General features: G+C 44.6%; 16 protein-coding genes. 8 read left to right on the top strand and 8 right to left on the bottom strand.

Translation table 11 applies throughout. From position 1 onward, the window contains the following. The 8 genes from thiE to DX073_RS04075 all read left to right on the top strand — a co-directional run bounded on the left by thiE (window position 1) and on the right by DX073_RS04075 (window position 8,322). On the top strand, window positions 1-660 hold the full coding sequence (thiE, locus tag DX073_RS04110) for a thiamine phosphate synthase (RefSeq protein WP_115005790.1): 660 nt from the start codon (window positions 1-3) through the stop codon (window positions 658-660). Between the two features lie 76 nt (window positions 661-736). Next, entirely contained in the window at window positions 737-1,012 is a 276-nt protein-coding gene (locus DX073_RS04105) for a type II toxin-antitoxin system RelB/DinJ family antitoxin (RefSeq protein ID WP_115005789.1), read from the top strand. Beyond that, window positions 999-1,256 carry a type II toxin-antitoxin system YafQ family toxin gene (locus DX073_RS04100; protein WP_115005788.1) on the top strand — a complete coding sequence of 86 codons (258 nt, stop codon included), beginning with the start codon at window positions 999-1,001 and terminating at the stop codon, window positions 1,254-1,256. The genes DX073_RS04105 and DX073_RS04100 overlap by 14 nt, the downstream gene beginning before the upstream one ends. 272 nt (window positions 1,257-1,528) lie before the next feature. Further along, the gene (gene pncB / locus DX073_RS04095; RefSeq protein WP_115005787.1) at window positions 1,529-2,740 is read left to right on the top strand and encodes a nicotinate phosphoribosyltransferase; all 1,212 of its coding nucleotides are present in this window, start codon (window positions 1,529-1,531) and stop codon (window positions 2,738-2,740) included. 69 nt (window positions 2,741-2,809) lie between these two features. After that, window positions 2,810-3,487: a hypothetical protein gene (locus DX073_RS04090; RefSeq protein WP_115005786.1), complete on the top strand. Its 678-nt coding sequence runs from the start codon at window positions 2,810-2,812 to the stop codon at window positions 3,485-3,487. 139 nt (window positions 3,488-3,626) lie between these two features. Beyond that, window positions 3,627-4,862 carry an O-succinylhomoserine sulfhydrylase gene (locus DX073_RS04085; RefSeq protein ID WP_115005785.1) on the top strand — a complete coding sequence of 412 codons (1,236 nt, stop codon included), beginning with the start codon at window positions 3,627-3,629 and terminating at the stop codon, window positions 4,860-4,862. A gap of 119 nt (window positions 4,863-4,981) precedes the next feature. Beyond that, entirely contained in the window at window positions 4,982-5,554 is a 573-nt protein-coding gene (locus tag DX073_RS04080) for a nuclear transport factor 2 family protein (RefSeq protein ID WP_258556867.1), read from the top strand. A 149-nt stretch (window positions 5,555-5,703) separates the two neighbouring features. Then, window positions 5,704-8,322, top strand: coding sequence for a LysM peptidoglycan-binding domain-containing protein (locus DX073_RS04075; protein ID WP_115005784.1), 2,619 nt, complete (start codon window positions 5,704-5,706; stop codon window positions 8,320-8,322). Between the two features lie 101 nt (window positions 8,323-8,423). Here the strand turns inward: DX073_RS04075 and DX073_RS04070 are convergent, their stop codons facing one another. The 8 genes from DX073_RS04070 to DX073_RS04035 form a co-directional block, all read right to left on the bottom strand. Then, window positions 8,424-9,710 carry an O-acetylhomoserine aminocarboxypropyltransferase/cysteine synthase family protein gene (locus DX073_RS04070; protein ID WP_115005783.1) on the bottom strand — a complete coding sequence of 429 codons (1,287 nt, stop codon included), beginning with the start codon at window positions 9,708-9,710 and terminating at the stop codon, window positions 8,424-8,426. Between the two features lie 63 nt (window positions 9,711-9,773). Then, window positions 9,774-10,421, bottom strand: a complete 648-nt coding sequence (locus DX073_RS04065) for a DNA-3-methyladenine glycosylase family protein (protein WP_115005782.1) — start codon at window positions 10,419-10,421, stop codon at window positions 9,774-9,776. A 20-nt stretch (window positions 10,422-10,441) separates the two neighbouring features. After that, complete coding sequence (locus DX073_RS04060; RefSeq protein ID WP_115005780.1) at window positions 10,442-10,948, bottom strand: putative molybdenum carrier protein; 507 nt, start codon at window positions 10,946-10,948, stop codon at window positions 10,442-10,444. Between the two features lie 68 nt (window positions 10,949-11,016). Then, window positions 11,017-14,247 (bottom strand): carbamoyl-phosphate synthase large subunit, encoded by a 3,231-nt coding sequence (gene carB / locus DX073_RS04055; RefSeq protein ID WP_115005777.1) that lies wholly within the window; start codon window positions 14,245-14,247, stop codon window positions 11,017-11,019. A 36-nt stretch (window positions 14,248-14,283) separates the two neighbouring features. Beyond that, window positions 14,284-15,048 (bottom strand): hypothetical protein, encoded by a 765-nt coding sequence (locus tag DX073_RS04050; RefSeq protein ID WP_115005775.1) that lies wholly within the window; start codon window positions 15,046-15,048, stop codon window positions 14,284-14,286. Window positions 15,049-15,362: 314 nt separating this feature from the next. After that, window positions 15,363-15,986 (bottom strand): hypothetical protein, encoded by a 624-nt coding sequence (locus DX073_RS04045; protein ID WP_115005773.1) that lies wholly within the window; start codon window positions 15,984-15,986, stop codon window positions 15,363-15,365. Between the two features lie 78 nt (window positions 15,987-16,064). After that, the gene (gene carA / locus DX073_RS04040) at window positions 16,065-17,210 is read right to left on the bottom strand and encodes a glutamine-hydrolyzing carbamoyl-phosphate synthase small subunit (protein WP_115005771.1); all 1,146 of its coding nucleotides are present in this window, start codon (window positions 17,208-17,210) and stop codon (window positions 16,065-16,067) included. A gap of 480 nt (window positions 17,211-17,690) precedes the next feature. Continuing rightward, on the bottom strand, window positions 17,691-18,467 hold the full coding sequence (locus DX073_RS04035) for a TatD family hydrolase (RefSeq protein WP_115005769.1): 777 nt from the start codon (window positions 18,465-18,467) through the stop codon (window positions 17,691-17,693). Window positions 18,468-18,647: the final 180 nt, after the last annotated feature.

The raw sequence follows: 18,647 nt of genomic DNA, 5'->3' as shown, positions 1-18,647 counted from the left end.
ATGTTTGATAAATCAATCCTATCCGTCTATTTTGTCGCAGGCACACAAGACTGCACGCACCGAGACGAACCCACACCCCAACAGCGATTGCTTGCGGTGCTAAAATCCGCTCTTGATGCAGGAATTACTTGCTATCAATTTCGTGAAAAAGGCGACAACGCCCTAACTTGCCCTGATGAGATTAAACAGCTTGCACAAGATTGCCAAGCGTTATGCCGTCAATATGGCGTGCCGTTTGTGATTAACAATGACGTTCATCTGTGCCTTGACATTGGGGCAGACGGCGTTCATGTGGGGCAGACGGACATGGATATTTTTGACGTGGCAAGGCTCTGCCGTGGACGTGCGTTTGTGGGTTTGTCGCACAGCTCGCTTGATGAGATAAGGGTCAGCGTGGGGCATGATTTGGCGGATTATTTGGCGATTGGGGCGGTGTTTGACACACGCTCAAAGGCGGACGCTGGGCGTGCGGTGGGCGTGGATATGGTGGGGCAGGTGCGAGCGATGATTGGCAATCGTCCGCTTGTTGCCATTGGTGGAATTGACACCACAAACGCAAGCCTTGTGCGTGCCAATGGGGCGGACGGTGTGGCGTGCGTGTCGGTGATTGCCCGTGCGGACGACATGGGGGCAGTGGTGGGGGCGTTAAAGGGAACATGATAAATCGTATGGCGTTTGTCATTGCAAATTGGGGCGTATTGCTTTACAATAAAATAAATAACCACAAGGGGGCTATATGACCACAACCAATTTAAATATCCGCATTGATGACGAACTCAAAGTTCAAGCCACAAAAGTGCTGGCAAGCTATGGCTTGTCACCCACACAAGCGATTAAACTGTTTTTTCATCAGGTGGTTAGTACCAATCAAGTGCCTGTGTCTTTTGATTATCAAGCCAGAACGCCCAACGCCAAAACCTTGCAAGCGATTGCCGAGCTAGAAAATGGCGGTGGTACGCTTTATGATGATTTGGACAGTTTGCTTGCAGGGCTAGATAATGTTAAGCGTTAAGACCAGTAAGGATTTTGATAGGGATTTAAGAAAACAAAAACTCACCGCCGAGCTTTTGGAAGTATTAAGTTGTCTATATCGTGGCGAGCCATTGCCTACCAAATACAAAGACCATGCGTTACATGGCGACAAAAAGGGCTGGCGTGATTGCCATGTACAAAATGATTTGGTACTGATTTACAAAATTGAAGATGATATTTTGTATTTGGCAAGGTTAAATACCCATAGCGAAGTTTTTGGTTAATCAGGGCGTGCCTGCCCTTTATAACACTGTTTACAATATAGAAATATTTTAGAAAAAACTAATCGTTTTTGCATGAAAAAATGGCTAAATCTTGTTTTTCATCGTCAAAATCCTTGTTGATATTTTAATATCAACTGCGGACTTTTCCTTGAAAAACTTGCGATTTTTCTCATTTTTCATTGCAAATACAAAAGACAGGCACGCCCTAAATAAATATCCCCCATTCCCCCAAAAATTTGCTATCATACCCCAAACTTCTTTTTGGAAAACTCATGACCCATACGCCAATCATCACGTCATTACTGGATAATGACTTATACAAATTTACCATGCTCCAAGCAATGCTCCACCAATTCCCTCAAACGCATGGCGTGTACCGCTTTCGCTGTCGCAACAACGACAAATTGGCGTTTCCTTTGGGCGAGATTAAGGACGACTTGGAGCATCAGCTTGACCTACTTTGCACCTTAAAATTTAAGCAAGATGAGCTAGATTATCTGCGAAATTTGCGGTTTATTAAGCCTGATTTTGTGGATTATTTAGAATTATTTGCCTTAAAACGCCGATTTATCAAGGTTTGGACGGACGATGAAAACCGCCTAAACATTGAGATTGAAGGGGCGATGATTCAGGCGATGTTTTTTGAAATTTTTGTGTTATCCATTGTCAATCAGCTCTATTACGAACGCCTAAATGACCCCAACGCCTTAACAGACGGGCAAAAACGCCTTGATGAAAAGGTGCAAATTTTAAAACATTATGAAATGCTAGAACATTCAGACGTGCACAATCCTGCCTTTGCCGTGGCAGATTTTGGTACACGTCGTCGTTATAGCCGAGACTGGCATTATCATGTGGTGCGGACGCTTGCCAAGGCATCGCCCAGTATTTTTCGGGGGACGAGCAACGTCTATCTTGCCAAAGAGCTGGGTTTGACACCGATTGGCACCATGGCTCATGAGTTTATGCAAGCCTTTCAAGCCCTCGACGTGCGTTTGCGTGATAGCCAAAAGGCGGCGTTGGAGGCGTGGGTGCGTGAATATCGGGGTGATTTGGGCATTGCCTTGACGGACGTTGTGGGTATGGACGCATTTTTAAGAGATTTTGATTTGTATTTTGCCAAGCTCTTTGACGGGCTTCGCCACGACTCAGGCGACCCGTACGAGTGGGGCGATAAGGCGATTGCTCATTATGAGAAGCTACGCATTGACCCCAAAACCAAAAGCCTGACGTTTAGCGACGGCTTGACGCTCCAAAAGGCGTGGGATTTGCATGAATATTTTAAAACCCGTATCAAAACAGGCTTTGGTATTGGCACCAATCTCACCAACGACATGGGACTCACCCAACTGAATATCGTGCTAAAACTTGTGGAATGTAACGGGCAACCTGTCGCCAAACTCTCCGACAGCCCCGGCAAGACGATGATTGATGATGATACGTATTTGGCATATTTAAAGCAGGTGTTTGAGGTAAAAGAGTGATAAAAAGGGGTGTTATACCCCTTTTGTTTATCATTTTTCTAAATGGCATTAAATAAAGAGAAATCATATATGAATATATTTTATGATGATTTATTCTGTAAAGAAAATACAGAAGACATTGTCTTTTTACAAGAAAAAGGATATGCCATTCGGCATAATAATAAAATAAAAAGAATGAGTTTAAATGAAATTTACGCTAATTTATTTTCATATTTAGATGATTATAAAAATGCAGGATTTAAGTTTATTAATTTTCCAGATGAATTAATTTCTATATCAAATGATTATCATAAATTTCAATGTTTTGGTAAAAGTAATTCTGGATATTTTGTGATTAATGAAAAAGAAGAAGTTTATTTAATCGTATGTAAATATTATAGCAGTGGTATGAGCATTGAAGATTATTTTGATAAAAATAATCATATTCTGTTAAACAAATATATAAATCTTGCCGAAAATGGTATATTTATTATCTATGTGAATAAAAATTTATTGGATTTTTTGAATAGTTATAGCTATTTTTTATCAGCTATTTATGAAGTTAAAGGAAATTTTAAATCTTATAACGAATCCTTATCTAATATTTCTGAATTGATAGCAAATGATTTACAGAAAAAATTATTTAACATTGATAATCATATCATTCTTGAACATTCCTATTGGTCTGGTGTTATTTATGAGATAAGAAGTGTAAATATAATGCTAAATTTTCAATTAGCACCTTATCAATTAACGGGCAGGATTTAGCTTTTGCAGTATATGCCACATTCCTTGTCTCATAAAATTATCAAGAGCGGTTTTTATAGGATTATGCTATACTAACGCACTATCATAAATGGGCGTACGGCACGCCAATCATTTTAGCATTAAAATTAATAGGAAAATCATGACCACCTTAGACCCCAACTGGCAATCCGATGCCCTAGACCCGACTTTGGGATTTTTTGAAGAGACTTTGGCAATCCGTGGCGGTTATCATCGCACGGACGAGGGCGAGCATGGCGAGGCGATTTTTACGACCAGTAGCTATGTTTACAAATCTGCCAAAGACGCCGCCGACCATTTTGACGGTACAAAAAAAGGCAATGTCTATTCACGCCACACCAACCCCACCGTCCGAGCCTTTGAAAGACGGCTTGCCCTGCTAGAAGGGGGCGAACGCTGTGTCGCTACCGCAAGTGGTATGGGGGCGATTTTGACCATGTGTTTGGCGTATCTAAAAGCAGGCGACCACTTGCTTTGTGCTAAGCAGTTGTTCGGCTCATCAGTTGCACTGTTTGATACTTACTTCCGCTCATTTGGTGTGGAGGTGAGCTATGTGGACTGTTTTGATAATGACGCATGGCAAAACGCCATTCAGGACAACACCAAAATTCTGTACTGCGAAAGTCCGTCCAATCCGCTGGCTCAAATTGCTGATTTGCGATTTTTGGCAAAATTGGCTCATGATAATGGGGCGATGCTCATCGTGGACAACTGCTTTGCCACCCCTGCCATTCAAAAGCCGTTGGAGCTTGGGGCGGACGTGGTGATTCATTCGGCGTCCAAGTACATTGACGGGCAAGGGCGTGTGCTTGGCGGGGCGCTCGTTGGCTCAAACGAGCTTATGGAAAAAGCCTTTACCGTCATTCGCACAGGGGGTATTAGTCTGTCGCCCTTTAATGCGTGGGTGCTGTTAAAGGGGCTTGAAACCCTATCAATCCGCATGAAAGCCCATTGCGAAAACGCCAATCAGGTTGCCGAATTTTTACAAAATCACCCAAAAGTCAAAAAGGTGCATTTTTCAGGATTGCCCACGCACCCAAGCCACACGCTTGCCAAATCGCAACACACGCACTTAGACGTACAAGGCGGAGCATTCGGGGCGATTATTGGCTTTGAAGTGGCGGACAAAGACAAGGCGTGGCACGTCATTGACAGCACACGGGTCATCAGCATTACCAACAACTTAGGCGATGCCAAATCCACCATTACCCACCCTGCCAGCACCACCCATTTTAGAATGACGCCAGAACAAAGGGTGGAGGCAGGTGTCAATGATGGGCTGATTCGTCTGTCGGTGGGTTTGGAGAATGTCAATGACATCATCAATGATTTAAAGCGTGGGCTTGATGAGTTATAAAAAACATGGGTCAGCCACGCCTTTTACCAAAATTGCAACAAAATATTACAAAATAGCCATGTTTGCTTAGGGCAAAGCTGTTATCTTATGCTAAATTTATTTTATCAAACCCATTTACTATGAAAAAGACTTTAAAAACCGTTGCTTTGACTGGATTGGCGATGACATTGTGGTACAAAAAAGGGCGGGGCAGGACAAATGACAAGACTGCGAACATCAAGTCGTCCGCTGCCAAGCGTCACAAGTTTTTCCTTGTCACGAGTTCTATGCTATTGGCAGGTGCGGTCATGACTGCCCCTGCATACGCCATGAGCGAATCGGCAGTACAAAGTTTTGCCAATAGTCTAAATACCGCCGCCAATGTCCAAAATATCGGCATGGTCTCACGGCTTATCGATGATAATGCCGTCATCAGCTTGACACGCAAAGGCAATACCACTACCCTTGATAAAAATGGATATTTACAACTACTTCAACAGTCATGGGCAGGGGCGAGCGACTATCGTTACACCATCAACGTGACAGATGTGGTCGTCACAGGCAATCAAGCCCGAGCCAATGTCATCACCACAGAGAGCTGGACAAAAGATGGTCGTCGCACGACATTTAGAACGCATTCTAAGGCAACTTTGTCCTATATCGGCGGTAATGCCATGCTACTACGAGCGGTATCGCAAGTTACTGTGGAATAGATTTTGCAGTGGATTACACGGTTTTAAAAATTAAAAAGAAAATAGGTATGGCAATGCCATGCCTTTTTCATTAACATATTTGGGTTTGATTGATGGGGCTTGATATATTATAATACAGGCATATTTCACATCATTAATAGGATTTTATCATGGCGTTTTTTAACATAGGCTCTAAAGCAGGCATGGCAGGTCTTAAACCCTTGACCATCGCTGTCTCATCGACATTATTGTTTGCTTGTGCCAGTACCAATAACACCAACGTAAACACAGGTAATGCACCCATTGTCAGCACGCCAAGCACGCCAGATGCCCCTGCCGATGTCTATGCAGGTGTGCTTGACCAAGCAACCTTAGATGAGTTAGAAGACCTGCTCCAAGCCACGGACATGACCATGGTAGAAGGCGATGCCTTGACCGTACAGCGTTATGGCGATCTGTGGGACAGAGTGCGTCGTGGTTATCGCATGAGCGAGATAAATAATGGACGTATCGAAGCCCAAAAGTCATGGTTTTATAGCCGTCAAGATTACATCAATCGCCTAACTGCCCGTACATCCCGTTATCTACATCACACCGTAACCGAAGCGGAGCGTCGTGGCATTCCAACCGAACTTGCCCTACTGCCCATCATTGAAAGCTCCTACGACCCATCAGCAACATCCAATGCGGCGGCGGCAGGTTTGTGGCAGTTTATCCCCAGTACTGGGCGTATTTATGGTCTCAACCAAAGCGCCACTTATGATGGTCGTCGTGACATCATCGAATCGACCCGAGCGGCGTATGACTTTTTAACCAGTTTGTATAACCAGTTCGGTTCGTGGGAGCTTGCCTTGGCGGCTTATAATGCAGGACCAGGGCGTATTCAAAGAGCCATTGATGCTAACCGCAATGCAGGTCTGCCAACCGATTATTGGTCGCTACGCCTACCCACTGAGACGATGAACTACGTGCCACGCTTTATGGCGGTTGCTCAAATTGTCAAAAACCCCCAAAGCTATGGCGTGTACCTGCCTGCCATCGCCAACCACAGCCATTTTAGAGCTGTGCCTGCCAACTTCGGTGTCAGCCTGTATGATGTGTCAAATGTGACAGGCGTGCCAGTGGATGAGTTAAGACTGCTTAACCCATCACTCATTAATTATAGCGTGGATGCCAGCGGACCGGGGCGTGTGATTATCCCCAATAGCGTGCCAAGCAGTGCTGATACAAAGCTAAAAGCCTTGCAAGGTATGGGTTATGGTGCTTCCACCTATGTGGCAAGTAGCTACGTACAGCCGAATATGGGTGTGCAGAATCCTAGCTCACGTCAAGAGTTGGCTTCTGCCAATGCCCTACCAGCCACGGGTGCAGGCGTGACTGTGAATAACAGCATCATCCAAGAACCGCCACTTACCCAAGAAGAGCGTGACTTTATTGCCGCTCAGATTCAAGCCAATAGCGCAGAGAACATTCAGCCAATTGCCCTTGATGGTAACATCGAACTAAATGCCATCCAAACCCAGCAATCTGTATTAGAAGCTCGTGGCGAGACAAAAAGCCTAAGCTATAACGCCCCAGCAGGTGCAGGCACACCTGCGATAGCACCACCAAATAACACATATACCCCACCTGTCTCAGCAGCTCCCACCACAACCGCCAAGGCAGAGCGTTATAAAGTCGTGGCGGGTGATACATTGACAGGCATTGCGGCAGCTCACGGGCTAAGTGTCAGCCAGTTGGCAAGCTATAATGGCATTCCTGCGAACACGCAAGTGAAGACAGGACAACGCCTATGGCTTATCCCTGGTAAAGTCAGCACGGTTGCCAAAGATACTGCCAAGCCGACAGTGAAAACCAGTACGCACACCGTCCAGTCAGGTGAGAGCCTTACTTCTGTGGCAAGAAAATACAACATGAGCGTGCAGGACTTAGCAGCACTCAATGGCTTATCAGTCACCGATGGGATTTTGATTAACCAAAAGCTAAAAGTATCAGGTACGCCAGTCAAATCAAGCAGTAATACAGGCTCATCAAGTGGCAACACCAGTTCGGCAAACAGTGCTAATACCAGCACCTATAAAGTCCAGTCGGGCGATACGCTGACTGCCATTGCCAAAAAACTGGGCGTGAGCAATGCTGACATCGCTGCGTTAAACAGCTTTAATGCCAACTCGCCACTTATCGCAGGGCAGACGATAAAAGTACCTGCCACCAATGCCCAAGTGGAACGCAAACTAAACAACCAATCGGTAAAATACACTGTCCAATCAGGTGACAGTCTAACATCGGTGGCAAATAAATACGGCATTAGCGTAGATGAGCTTGCCACTGCCAATAACTTATCAAGAACAGCAGGACTCATTCGTGGCAGAACCATTACCATCCCTGCGGCAGGCACAGTAAAGGTTGCTCGTCAGACAACTAACAGTGATGATAAAGCCAGTCGCAATGACAACTCCGACAACACCGCTCGTGGCAACATCATTAAATCTACCGAAAATTATACGGTAAAAGCAGGCGAGAGTTTAAATGCCCTTGCCAGTAGATATGGCATATCAGCACGAGATTTGGCAGCGACCAATAAACTGCCTGCCAATGCCCAGCTACAACGAGGGCAGACCATTAAAGTGCCAAAATTGACTGATACTTATAAAGTCAAGTCAGGCGACAGTCTTAACTCTGTGGCGAAAAAATTTGGCATCAGTGTGGCAGAGCTTGCCAAGATGAATAATCTCAGCACTGACGCACAGCTAAAAATCAATCAAACCTTGACAGTGCCAAATAAATAATCAGTCCAAACAAAACCCCATCTTAAAATTAAGATGGGGTTTTATGTTGTCAAAGGAGTTTAAAAATAAAACCGCCATTAACTTCAATGGCGGTTTTGCAGTTATTTGGCTTTTGCCAATGCCTGATTTAAATCTGCCTTGATGTCATCAATATGCTCAATACCGATAGATAGGCGAATCATGTCTTCGCTCACACCTGCTTTGGCAAGCTCTTCTTCATTGAGCTGGCGGTGTGTGGTTGTGGCGGGGTGGCAGGCGAGCGACTTGGCATCGCCAATATTGACAAGGCGAGTAATAAGCTCTAAGGCATCGATGAATTTCGCCCCTGCTTCTCGTCCGCCTTTCACCCCAAAGGTTAAAATCGCTGACGGCTTACCCTTGTAGTACTTTTGTGCCAAATCATGCTCGGGGTGCGTGTCTAGCCCTGCATATTTAACCCAAGCGACTTGTTCATGACTTTCCAAGAATTTAGCAACCGCCAACGCATTATCGCAATGTCGCTCCATGCGTAGAGCAAGCGTTTCAAGCCCGAGCATGATTTGCCATGCGTTCATGGGCGACAGGCATGCCCCCGTGTTGCGAAGTGGGGCGACACGGGCTCGGGCGATAAACGCCATATTGCCCATGGCTTCGGCAAAGTTTACGCCATGATAGCTGACATCGGGGGTGTTTAGTAGGGGGAAATGCTCTTTTTGACTTGCCCAGTCAAAGCGACCGCCGTCAATGATGATACCGCCCACACTCGTGCCAGAACCGCTGGCGTATTTGGTCAAAGAATGCACCACGATGTCCGCCCCATGCTCAAAGGGCTTACATAAGATTGGCGTGGCGACCGTGTTGTCAATGACCACAGGCACGCCCTTACTATGAGCAAGCTCGCTGATTTTGGCAATGTCTAGGATATTGCCTAGGGGGTTGCCAATGCTCTCACCAAAGACTAGCTTGGTCTTATCATCAATCAAATCAAGCAAGCTTTCAGGGTTATTATAATCAAAAAAACGCACCTCAATGCCTTGACGAGGCAAGGTATGGGCGAACAGATTGTAAGTGCCACCATACAAGGTAGAGACCGACACGATGTTATCGCCCGCTTCACAGAGTGCCTGAATGGTGTAGGTAATGGCGGACATACCAGACGCCACGCACAGCCCTGCCACACCGCCTTCTAAGGCACTCATGCGAGCTTCTAGCACGGCATTGGTCGGGTTCATGATACGGGTGTAGATGTTGCCCGCCACTTTTAAATCAAACAAATCCGCCCCGTGTTGGGTGTTGTCAAAGGCATAAGAGCTGGTCTGATAAATCGGCACAGCAACGGCTTTGGTTGTGGGGTCAATCTCATAACCTGCATGAATGGCAAGGGTTTCGGGGTGATGAGTGTGGGTCATGGCGTTTTCCTTTTTGCAATAAAATAGCAGTTAGATTGTAACAAATTGGGCTGATGATGGCAATCAAGATTTGGCTTTTTTAAGGATAGGTTTGGGGTCAGTCAAACCCAACGCACCACCTGCAATCGCCCACAGATACAGACTTGCCACCGAGTTGTACGGGGCAAATCGTCTTTGGTACTTGGCAAACAGTTTTGGTGTGATTTCACGATGACGATACAGCATTCTAAGCCCACGTACAATCGCCAAATCATGCTGACTTAACACGTCCATACGATTTAGACTAAAAATCATTAGCATTTGTGCCGTCCATTCGCCCACACCTTTAAAGGCAACAAGCACCTGTTTTATCTCATCATCGCTCATCGTGTGCAGGCTATCCAAATCCAAATGATTGTCCAAAATATCGCACGCAATGCCCTGAATATAACCCACCTTACGATACGATATACCAATGCCTTGCAAGTCATCAGCGGATAAGTTGGCAATGGCGGTCGGTGTGATGTTGGTCAAATTTGTTAAGCGTTGCCACACGGTGTGGGCAGCGGAGCTAGAAATCTGCTGACCGATGATAGCCCGTATCAGCTCGCTAAAAATATCGGGATTGACAGGGCGGTTAATGTGTCCAATTTTGTCAATCGCCATTGCCATTTTGGGGCAACGACTGGCTAAATAATCGGTATGGGAATTGTCGTATTGGAAAGTTTGCATGGAGTTTCTTTTTAAATCATTTAAAAGTCATATTGGCACAAATCTTTATTTATCAGACATTTATCAATGGCAAGTTCAACCGTCTCTTTGGTAAAGGCTTGAATGGTTGGTACAACCGAGCCACGAGAACCACCAAAATTTAGCGTTTTGATGTCATATTTTTTAATAAAATCAATGAGATAATCAGACGCCACGTCCACCGAAAACGCCTTCATATCAATGAGTAAATATGGTTTATGCTGGCTGATACACGTTTTTAGGGTTAATTCTGTGCCACTTTTTGGGGTGATTTGGGCGTGGTAAATCATCACAGTCGCATCGCTGTCTATCACGTTTTGGCGAGTGCGTTTGCGATAGCCCGCACCCATTAGGGGAGTGAGTGGATATTTATCATCAATGATACCGTCTTCGGCTCGCCTGTCTTCGGGGCAATGTCCACCGCACGGCATACCACGAGATAACGCACCGTCCAACGCACCCCTATCCACGCCTGTTTGTCCGCCTGAGATGATTTTTGGAAAAGTCATGATGTTCCTTAAAAAATTAACCGCCATTATCTCTAACAGCGGTTAATTTTGATATTTTTATGGGTAAATTACAAATCTTGCAATTTATACACATTAAACGGCAATGTCGTTTCATAAGCCTCACACACCGCACGCCCTGCGTTCAGCGTGGTTGCGATAAGCACCTTGTTTTGCAAGGCTTCACGGCGGATTGGGAAAGAGTCTTCTAACGCCTGTTTACCTTCGGTGGTGTTAATGGCAAGATGAATCTGACCATTTTTCATCATATCCACGATGTGCGGACGACCTTCGCTGACCTTATTGACACGCTCGCACGCCACGCCAGCGTCCGCCAGCACGTCATGCGTACCGCCTGTGGCAACGATGTTAAAGCCAAAGCCTGCCAGACGTTTTGCCACGTCCACCACGCCTGCTTTATCGCTATCACGCACCGAGATAAAGACAGTTTTGGTCTCGCCGTCCTGTGGCAAGCCTGTCAATCTGTCGCCTGCCCCAAGCGTTGCCTTATAATACGCCTCGCCAAAGGTCTGACCCACGCCCATGACCTCGCCTGTGGATTTCATCTCAGGGCCCAAAATGGGGTCTACACCTTGGAATTTGGCAAAGGGGAACACCGCTTCTTTGACCGAGAAATGTTTTGGCACAATCTCACTGACAAAGTTCTGCTCTGCCAACGTCTGCCCTGCCATACAGCGAGCGGCAACTTTTGCCAAAGACGTGCCGATACATTTTGAGACAAATGGCACGGTACGGCTCGCTCTCGGGTTTACTTCTAAGATATAAATCTCATCGCCTTTTACAGCAAATTGTACGTTCATGAGCCCCACCACGCCAAGCTCTTTTGCCATGGCGATGGTTTGTCGTCTCATCTCGTCTTGAATGTCTTGCCCTAGCGAATAAGGCGGAATAGAACACGCCGAGTCGCCTGAGTGAACACCTGCTTGCTCAATGTGTTGCATGATACCGCCAATCACCACGTCTTTGCTGTCCGACACACAGTCCACGTCCACTTCAATGGCATCGTCCAAGAAACGGTCAAGCAGGACAGGGGCTTCATTAGACGCTTGCACCGCCTCACGCAGGTAGCGTTTTAGCTCGTCTTCATTATAGACAATCTCCATGGCACGACCGCCAAGCACATAGGACGGACGCACCACGAGCGGATAGCCGACTTTTATCGCCTCACGAATGCCTTCTTCTGATGATTTGACAATGCTGTTATTGGGCTGTCTTAGGTTTAGCTTGTTAATCATCTGCTGGAAACGCTCACGGTCTTCGGCACGGTCAATCGCATCAGGGCTTGTCCCGATGATAGGTACGCCTGCTTCTTCTAAGCTACGGGCTAGTTTCAAGGGCGTTTGACCGCCATATTGCACAATCACGCCCTTGGGGTTTTCGGTGCGGACGATTTCTAGCACGTCTTCTAGGGTAATCGGCTCAAAATACAAACGGTCTGACGTGTCGTAGTCGGTTGAGACGGTCTCGGGGTTACAGTTTACCATAATGGTTTCATAGCCATCTTCACGCATGGCAAGGGCGGCATGAACACAGCAGTAGTCAAACTCAATGCCTTGTCCGATACGGTTTGGGCCCCCGCCGATGACCATGATTTTGTCTTTGTCGGTTGGGCGTGCCTCGCACTCGTCATCATAGCTTGAATACATATAGGCGGTATTGGACGCAAATTCTCCAGCACAAGTGTCCACTCGTTTATAAATCGGATATACACCCAAATTCCAACGCTGTTTACGGAACTGCTTTTGGCTAATGCCCATAAGATTGGCAATGCGTAAATCACTCATGCCTTTACGCTTAAAGGTGCGGATATTCTCGGCGGTCAAATCGCCAAAGCCTAAGGTTTTGATTTCATTTTCGGTTTTGACAATGTCTTCAATTTGCACCAAGAACCAACGGTCAATCTTGGTTAATTCAAACACTTCATCAAGGCTAAATCCATGACGAAACGCTTCGGCAAGATAAAAAATGCGTTCAGGCGTGGGAATGCTTAGGCGGTTTTTGATTTCAGAGACAATGGCATTTGCCGATTTGTTTTCTAAATTCATCACTTCATCAAAGCCTGTCACCCCTGTTTCAAGCCCACGCAGTGCCTTTTGCATGGATTCTTGGAAATTACGACCGATTGCCATAACTTCACCGACCGACTTCATTTGTGTGGTCAGCACAGGCTCGGCTTGGGGGAATTTTTCAAAGTTAAAGCGTGGAATTTTGGTAACCACATAGTCAATGGACGGCTCAAAAGACGCAGGGGTAACACCGCCTGTAATGTCATTTTTTAGCTCGTCAAGCGTGTAGCCGACCGCCAATTTGGCAGCGATTTTGGCAATCGGAAAGCCTGTCGCCTTAGAAGCTAATGCTGACGAACGACTCACACGGGGGTTCATCTCAATGACGATCATGCGACCGTCTTTGGGATTGATACCAAACTGCACGTTTGAACCACCTGTCTCCACGCCAATCTCACGCAAAACCGCGATAGACGCGTTACGCATTAGCTGATATTCTTTATCGGTCAAGGTTTGAGCAGGGGCAACGGTGATTGAGTCGCCTGTATGCACGCCCATGGGGTCAAAGTTCTCAATAGAGCAGACGATGATACAGTTGTCGTTTTTGTCTCGCACGACTTCCATTTCATACTCTTTCCAGCCGATAAGGCTCTCATCAATCAGTAGCTGATGAGTGGGCGACAAGTCAAAACCACGCTGACAAATTTCCAAAAACTCTTCTTTATTATAGGCAATACCGCCCCCACTTCCGCCCATGGTAAAAGACGGACGGATAATGACAGGAAAGCCAAAACGAGATTGGATTTCTAGGGCCTCATCCATGGTCTCGGCAATGTCCGCTTTGGGGCATTCAAGACCGATTTTTTTCATCGCCTTGTCAAATAAGTTGCGGTCTTCGGCTTTTTCAATGGCTTCTTTGGTTGCTCCAATCAGCTCACAGCCGTACTGTTTTAGCACGCCGTTTGCGTCTAGTGCCAACGCACAGTTCAATGCCGTCTGTCCACCCATGGTAGGTAGCACCGCATCAGGGCGTTCTTTTTCAATGATTTTGGCAACCGTCTGCCAAGTAATCGGCTCAATGTAAGTAGCATCCGCCATAGATGGGTCGGTCATAATGGTCGCAGGGTTGGAATTGACCAAAATCACACGAAAGCCTTCTTCACGCAAGGCTTTGCACGCTTGGGCACCAGAATAGTCAAATTCACAGGCTTGTCCGATGACAATGGGGCCAGCCCCAATGATTAAAATGGATTGTATGTCGGTACGTTTTGGCATAGGGGTCTCTCTTTTTGCTTTGTTTGTGTTTATTGGTTAAAGGGCTTGATATTTGCCTTGTTTGATGTCTTGCCAAATGGGCTTGTGGCAGTTATCAATGAGTTGTTGCTGATAAATGGACATGGGATTGACAGGCGTGGACTTATCAGCAGGCTCATAAGGGTTATTGGCCAATGATAGCCCCATAAGCTCCGCAAGCGGTTCGGTATCGCCATCATCACTGATGAGCCTGTCAAAGTCTCGCTCCATAAAGGGATAAATGCTAGCTGACTCTTCGGCAGATTGTTCTAATATCGCCAGTGCTGATTTGATTTTATCGGTCTCTTCGCCTGTTTTAAAATACGCTTCTAATTCATCGGCGTGTTTACCCAATAACGCCATGTGTTTTTTGGTATAATGAAAATATTGCACGCGTTTGGGGTCGGTTAAATAAGCCAAATCACGCTCAAATTCATCAAGGCTGACTTGCTCAAAATAATGAGTTAAGCCTTTTTGTAGGGATTGATGATAACTTTTTTTATTTAATTCATTGATAATACATTGATTGACTTTTGGCGAAAAAATATCATAAACTTTGATTGCTTCTAAGGGCAGTTCGCTTAGGCTATCAACATCATGATAAGCATAGCCTTGCAATATATATAGAACATTCATTCGTGCAATGGCACTGGCAGGCAGGGTTGTTTCTATGGCTTGATATAATTGGGCTGTTTGCTCTTTATTGGGTGTCATGGCGTGGCTAGTCACACTAAGACATGACAATAAACATGATAATGATAAGATGAGTGATTTTTTAAGCATAACATTTCCTTTTTTTTATCATGATAAGCCATGAATAACTTCCACGATATTTTTACGAGCCAAAAAACGATTTTGTTCAAGGGTTGGGTTAAATTTATCTTGCATCATCAGCTATTTCATCTCTCTAATATCTATTATCAAGACTATCGATAATATTTAAATATTTGGTATTGTTAATTAATTATACCTTTGGATAAATTTGTAGGGGCAAATTACATTTGCCCTGTGATAAAGTGTTGATTTTTGGGCGAATGTGATTCGCCCCTACACGTCCAAATTTTAAAATATATTTTTATTTAACAATGCCAAATATTTTATAGACTATCATACATCATACCCAATCTTTCATATTGATCTTCTAAGCATTTGTCTATTTGTTTTACCATAGATTGAGTAAATGCAGAATTAAAAAACTTAATAAAATTTTGTGTATACTCATGGCTAAATATTATGCCATCGCCTATCAATGCCTGTTCTTGATTTTTGATACTTTTATAACTAACCATTTTTGCATCTGCTCGTTCATCACTTGCGTATAATTTAAAAATATCTTTATATAGCTCATTTACTTTTAAGAGAATTTCACTGTCCAATATCTTTTTGTCGTAAGCAATTGTTTGCTCGTCTGCTTGCGATAAATAATGAGTCACTGCTTGTGATAATGGTTTTTCATAAAATTTATTATCAATGGCATTTTGCATACAGATTGCATATTGTTTTTCCGTAACATCAATTTTAGGGTAATCTTGACCACTAGAATCCTGTATCATCGCATTTTGAAAATAAGCTACATTAAAACCAATTTGATTTAATAATGCTGGCATTGTATTTTCAATGCTATGATAAAATTTCTGATGTTGGGTAGGTTCTTGTGGTGCATTAGGGGTTGCACACGCCATCACTGGCAGACATAACAAAATTGCAATCAGTTTATTCATCTTTAAACCCCTGATTTAAACCCCCTGATTTGAACCTAAAATTCGGTGCGTTTATACGCAACAAACGCACCTTAATGGTTAGGCTTTCGCCTTTTCTATCTCCGCCACAAACCGATCAAAAAGCACTGAGCAATCATGCGGGCCGGGGCTGGCTTCTGGGTGTCCTTGAAAGCTAAATGCCACACGGTCGGTGCGTTCAATGCCCTGATTTGAGCCGTCAAACAAAGAACGATGTGTCGCACGCAAAGTGCTTGGTAAAGTCGCTTCATCTACCGCAAAGCCGTGATTTTGTGAAGTAATCATCACTGTGCCATCATCAAGATTTTGTACAGGGTGGTTGGCTCCGTGATGACCGTGATTCATTTTAATGGTTTTTGCCCCGCTTGCCAGAGCCAACAATTGATGACCCAAACAAATACCGAATACAGGAATTTTGGTGGTGTCGCAAATTTGTCTAATAGCTTCAATGGCATAATCACACACAGATGGGTCGCCCGGTCCGTTGGATAAGAAAATACCGTCAGGATTTAAGGCTAAAACTTGTTCGGCAGGGGTCTCGGCAGGCACAACAGTGAGTTTACACCCTCTATCAGCAAGCATTCTTAAAATATTGGTTTTTACGCCATAATCATAAGCGACAACATTGTATTTAAGTTCTGGTGTCTTAAAGCCTCTACCAAGCTCCCAAGAGCCTTCACTCCATTCAAAACCGTCTTTATCACAGCACACTTTTGCCAAATCAAGTCCGTTCATGTCAGGGGCGTTTTTGACAAGTTCCAATGCTCTTTCTAAGGCGCGCTCCACGTCATCGCCCACAACGATTGCCCCATTTTGAGCCCCTTTTTCACGCAAGATACGGGTGAGTTTACGAGTGTCAATATCGCCAATCGCCACGACATTGTACTTGATAAGGTACTCAGACAGCGACATCTGGCTTCTAAAATTACTATAAAGCAGTGGCAAATCACGGATAATCAGACCGCTCGCCCATACCTTATGAATGCGTCCAGACTCAGTGTCTTCTTCGTTACAGCCTGTATTGCCGATGTGCGGATAGGTCAGCGTAACCATTTGTTTGGCGTAGCTTGGGTCGGTGAGAATCTCTTGGTAGCCTGTCATGGCGGTGTTAAAGACGACTTCGCCGACCGTCTCACCGTCCGCCCCAATGCTAACACCATGAAAAATTGTACCGTCTTGTAGGGCTAAAATGGCTTTTTTGGTCATGACACGCTCCGATTGGAAAAAATAAGTTATAGAGTTATAAAAATGTAAAAATTTTTGTTTTTGGCAAATTTTAGACAAAATTTTTTGGCAAAATGCCGCAGTCTAAAATTTAGGGTGTGCCTGCCTTTTGTATTTGCAATGAAAAATGAGGAAAATCGCACGTTTTTCAAGGAAAAAGTGAAGTTTGATAGTCGTTCTATCAAACGAGCTTTTATTATGAAAAACCAGATTTAGCCATTCTTCATGCAAAAACATCATTTTATTTCTACGAAATTTGTAAATTTTAAATTGTGTTATAAAGGGCAGGCACGCCCTAGACACAAAAAAGCGAATGATTAAAAATAAACTCAACTTTGCTCAAATAAGGGGCAAAAGTAAAGTTGTATTTTCATAATCACTCGCTTGTCGTAGATTTTGGTTATTATATACAAAAAAACAACTTTTTTCTACTAATTTTTATAAAATTTTGCCATGCCAGATTTAACCATATTGATTTAACAACTCATCAAAATTTTGGCTTGTGATACGTCCTATCTCATCAGGGGTTTTGCCAAAAATATCCGCCAGAGCCTTTGCCACATATGGCACAAAAGACGGCTCATTATCCCGCCCACGTTTTGGCACAGGGGCAAGATAGGGGCTGTCGGTCTCTATTAAAATTCGGTCAAGGGGCAATTTTTTGGCAACGTCTTGGAGTTCCACCGACTTTTTAAAACTGACAATGCCAGAAAATGAGATATACAGCCCCATATCAAGGCAGGTTTTGGCAAAGGCATAATCTTCGGTAAAACAGTGGATAATGCCGTGTTCGCACTTTTCAGCCTTTAGTAGGTCAAGCGTGTCGTGATAGGCACTGCGGGTGTGGACGATGATTGGCTTTTTTAGGGTTTGGCTTGCGTGAATGTGCGTGGCAAAGCTATGTTTTTGTTCAGCTTTCTTGGTGTCGTCCCAATGATAATCCAGCCCTGTTTCGCCAAATGCCCACACCTTTTCGTTATTTAACTGCACAAAATCGTCCACGCTCACCGCCTTTAAAATCGCCTTGTCTTGGCAAGGATGCAAGCCGATACTCATGCCGATGTTGATGTCGTCATTGGATAAATCTACCCATTGTCTAATGCTATCAATCTCGCCAAATTCACAGCAAATTGCCATGATACGGCTTACGTTCATCTCTTTTAGATTGGCAAGTAGGGCAGGTTTGTTGTGTTGGTAAGTGTCTAAATAGGTTAAATGGGCGTGGGTGTCGGTGTACATATTGCTGTTCTTGTTTATTGATGACTGTTTGATTGCCTAAAATGGTGAGTGGTTAAAATTGGTTTGTGATAAAAGGGTCGGGTTTGTGCTAGGTGTATGACGAGCTGTTTGCTAAAATCGACCTTATTGTTGGGAGTGCAAATGTGGCATGGTAGGTCAAAAACCCAACGAGAAAAACCA

Source organism: Moraxella lacunata, assembly GCF_900453205.1.
Classification (GTDB): domain Bacteria; phylum Pseudomonadota; class Gammaproteobacteria; order Pseudomonadales; family Moraxellaceae; genus Moraxella; species Moraxella lacunata_B.
Note: the sequence above shows the minus strand (reverse complement) of the source record. Positions and strands in the feature narration are given on the sequence as shown.

Bases quoted from the DNA above. Each gene is read 5' to 3' on its own strand.
- thiE (WP_115005790.1), top strand. From the start codon at position 1: ATGTTTGATAAATCAATCCTATCCGTCTATTTTGTCGCAGGCACACAA.
- DX073_RS04105 (WP_115005789.1), top strand. From the start codon at position 737: ATGACCACAACCAATTTAAATATCCGCATTGATGACGAACTCAAAGTT.
- DX073_RS04100 (WP_115005788.1), top strand. From the start codon at position 999: ATGTTAAGCGTTAAGACCAGTAAGGATTTTGATAGGGATTTAAGAAAA.
- pncB (WP_115005787.1), top strand. From the start codon at position 1,529: ATGACCCATACGCCAATCATCACGTCATTACTGGATAATGACTTATAC.
- DX073_RS04090 (WP_115005786.1), top strand. From the start codon at position 2,810: ATGAATATATTTTATGATGATTTATTCTGTAAAGAAAATACAGAAGAC.
- DX073_RS04085 (WP_115005785.1), top strand. From the start codon at position 3,627: ATGACCACCTTAGACCCCAACTGGCAATCCGATGCCCTAGACCCGACT.
- DX073_RS04080 (WP_258556867.1), top strand. From the start codon at position 4,982: ATGAAAAAGACTTTAAAAACCGTTGCTTTGACTGGATTGGCGATGACA.
- DX073_RS04075 (WP_115005784.1), top strand. From the start codon at position 5,704: ATGGCGTTTTTTAACATAGGCTCTAAAGCAGGCATGGCAGGTCTTAAA.
- DX073_RS04070 (WP_115005783.1), bottom strand. From the start codon at position 9,710: ATGACCCACACTCATCACCCCGAAACCCTTGCCATTCATGCAGGTTAT.
- DX073_RS04065 (WP_115005782.1), bottom strand. From the start codon at position 10,421: ATGCAAACTTTCCAATACGACAATTCCCATACCGATTATTTAGCCAGT.
- DX073_RS04060 (WP_115005780.1), bottom strand. From the start codon at position 10,948: ATGACTTTTCCAAAAATCATCTCAGGCGGACAAACAGGCGTGGATAGG.
- carB (WP_115005777.1), bottom strand. From the start codon at position 14,247: ATGCCAAAACGTACCGACATACAATCCATTTTAATCATTGGGGCTGGC.
- DX073_RS04050 (WP_115005775.1), bottom strand. From the start codon at position 15,048: ATGCTTAAAAAATCACTCATCTTATCATTATCATGTTTATTGTCATGT.
- DX073_RS04045 (WP_115005773.1), bottom strand. From the start codon at position 15,986: ATGAATAAACTGATTGCAATTTTGTTATGTCTGCCAGTGATGGCGTGT.
- carA (WP_115005771.1), bottom strand. From the start codon at position 17,210: ATGACCAAAAAAGCCATTTTAGCCCTACAAGACGGTACAATTTTTCAT.
- DX073_RS04035 (WP_115005769.1), bottom strand. From the start codon at position 18,467: ATGTACACCGACACCCACGCCCATTTAACCTATTTAGACACTTACCAA.